2 protein-coding genes are annotated in these 2,313 nt (G+C 70.3%); both read right to left on the bottom strand.

What is annotated here, in order from left to right; all coding sequences use genetic code 11:
- A partial coding sequence (gene efeO, locus ABD194_RS20345) for an iron uptake system protein EfeO (RefSeq protein WP_343994905.1) occupies positions 1-1,144 on the bottom strand: 1,144 nt, incomplete at its 3' end.
- 64 nt (positions 1,145-1,208) lie between these two features.
- Positions 1,209-2,072 carry an iron uptake transporter permease EfeU gene (efeU, locus tag ABD194_RS20340; protein WP_343994903.1) on the bottom strand — a complete coding sequence of 288 codons (864 nt, stop codon included), beginning with the start codon at positions 2,070-2,072 and terminating at the stop codon, positions 1,209-1,211.
- Positions 2,073-2,313: the final 241 nt, after the last annotated feature.

Genomic DNA, 2,313 nt, shown 5'->3' with positions numbered 1-2,313 from the left:
GCTCCGAGAGGGCGTCGAGCGAGACCGTGAGCGCCTTGACGTCCGCGGCACTCAGGGAGGTGTAGCTCTGGTAGTCGGCCCCCTTCTTGTGCGTGCCGAGCAGGGACTTCAGCTGGGCGAAGCGGGCGTCGAGCGCCTTCTGCAGGGCGGGGGCGCGCTCGACGATCACGGGACGCAGCACGGCGAGCGCCTGCTGGGAGCCCTCGAGGTTGCCGTCGAAGTCCCACAGGTCGGTGTGCGAGTAGCGCTCCTCCTCCCCGGTGACCTTGCCGGTGGCGACCTCGTCGAGCAGCGCCTTGGCGCCGTTGGCGATGGACAGGGCCGTCGGCTCGACGGTCTTGCTCTTGGCGGCGATCTGCCTGACGTCGGCGAGGAGCTGGTCGGCGATCGTCCCCGAGTCCCTCTGCAGGCCGTCCTTCCAGAGGTCCTTCTCCAGACGGTGGTAGCCGGTGAACGTCATCCCGTCCGCGACGACGTCCTCGCGGCCGTCGATCTTCGGGTCGAGGTCGCCGAAGCCCTCGGCCACCGGCTCGATGGCCTCCCACGGATGGCGCGCCTGTGCGTAGAGCGACTTCGCCTCGACCACGTCGCCGGCCTTGACGGCGGCGACGAACCGCTCGGTGCCCTCGACGAGCTCGTCGGCCTCGGAGGCGACGAACGACTTGTAGTCGGCGATCGCCTTGGCGACCTTGGCGTTCGCACTGCCCTTGGCGGCCGTGCCGGTCACGGTGAACGAGCCGCGGATGCCGTCGCCGACCATGCCCGGCTTGCACGAGGTCGTGAACGTGCCGGGCTCGGTGAGCTCGACCTTGAGCTCGCGGCTCAGGCCCGGCGTGATGTTCTCGACCTCGGAGACGATGCGGTCACCCTCGGCATACAGGTAGAACTCGTTGACCTTCGTTCCGGTGTTGGTGACCTGGAAGGTGACGGTGCCCGCCGTGGCCGTCGTCGCGCTGAGCGTGCACGCCGTGTCGCTCGCCTGGACCGTGATGGGTCCACCGGTTCCGGCAGCCGTCGACCCGGCGGTCGCGTTGGGCTTGTCGGCACAGCCGGTCAGCGCGAGGGCCGCGGCCAGCGTGATCGCGGCGGGGGCGGCGGCACGCGAGACGTGGCGACGAAAAGGGCGCAGGGCAGGGCGAGGCATGGCGGATCTCCTGGCGGGGTGTGAGCTGCGAGGGATGAGGCGCGCGACGGTCAGGCGGCGAGGGTCAGGCGGCGACGCTGGGGCGGCTGGGCGAGCTCGTCGCAGCGGCCGGCGGCTGTGCGGGGGTGCGCGCCGGGCGCAGGAACAGGGTCAGCACGATGCCGACGTAGAGCACCCAGGCCACGGCCTGCAGGACGGTCGTCTCGGGCGTGAAGTTGAAGATGCCCTTCGCGAGCGAGGCGTACCAGCTGCCGGGGTCGACGGTGTTGCTGACGTCGAAGGCGACCGTCGAGAGGCCGGGCAGGAACTGGGCCTCCTGCAGGTCGTGCAGGCCGTAGGCGAGGATGCCCGCCGCGACGAGGACGAGCAGGATGCCGGTCCAGCGGAAGAACGTGGACAGGTTGATCTTCACGGCGCCGCGGTAGATGAGCCAGCCGAGGACGGCGGCCCCGCCGATGCCGATGACCCAGCCGATGAGCGGCTGGCTGTTGCCCTGCCCGGCGGCCTGGGTGGTGGCGTAGAAGAAGATCGCGGTCTCGAGGCCCTCGCGGCCGATGCCGAGGAAGGCGACGAGGGCGATGGCGAGCGGCCCCATGTCGAGGGCCCTGTCGAGCTTGCCCTTGAGCTCGCCCGAGATGGTGCGCGAGGCGGACTTCATCCAGAAGACCATGAACGTCACGAAGACGACGGCGATGATCGAGGCGGTGCCGCCGATGAGCTCCTGGGCCTCGAAGGTCAGCTGCTTCGTGCCGTAGGTGAGCAGCGCGCCGAGGGCCACCGAGAGCGCGACCGCGACACCGACTCCGGTCCACACGTGACGCAGCGCCCAGCGCCGGTCGGTCTTGACGAGGAAGGCCACGAGGATGACCACCACGAGGGCGGCCTCGAGCCCCTCTCGGAGTCCGATGAGCGCGTTGCTCGCGAGCACGGGGGCCTTCTCTCTCTCAGGTCGCTGTCCGCAATTAGGCCACGTCGCCGTGACGCAATTCAGCAAAGCACAGGTAAGGCTTCCCTAACAACCTGCGCGCGTGTCGCGGATGTCACCCGCGTCCGTATGCGCGCGGCCTGCGGGTCGGTCAGGCGTGGGGGGCGACGGCTGCGGCGAGGCGACACAGCTTGGGCGGCGACCGCGTCGGGACCCGATTGCCGGCAACGGCTCCTGCGGGCCG

Origin of the sequence: Terrabacter terrae, from assembly GCF_039529575.1 — a bacterium.
GTDB lineage: Bacteria > Actinomycetota > Actinomycetes > Actinomycetales > Dermatophilaceae > Terrabacter > Terrabacter terrae.
Note: the sequence above shows the minus strand (reverse complement) of the source record. Positions and strands in the feature narration are given on the sequence as shown.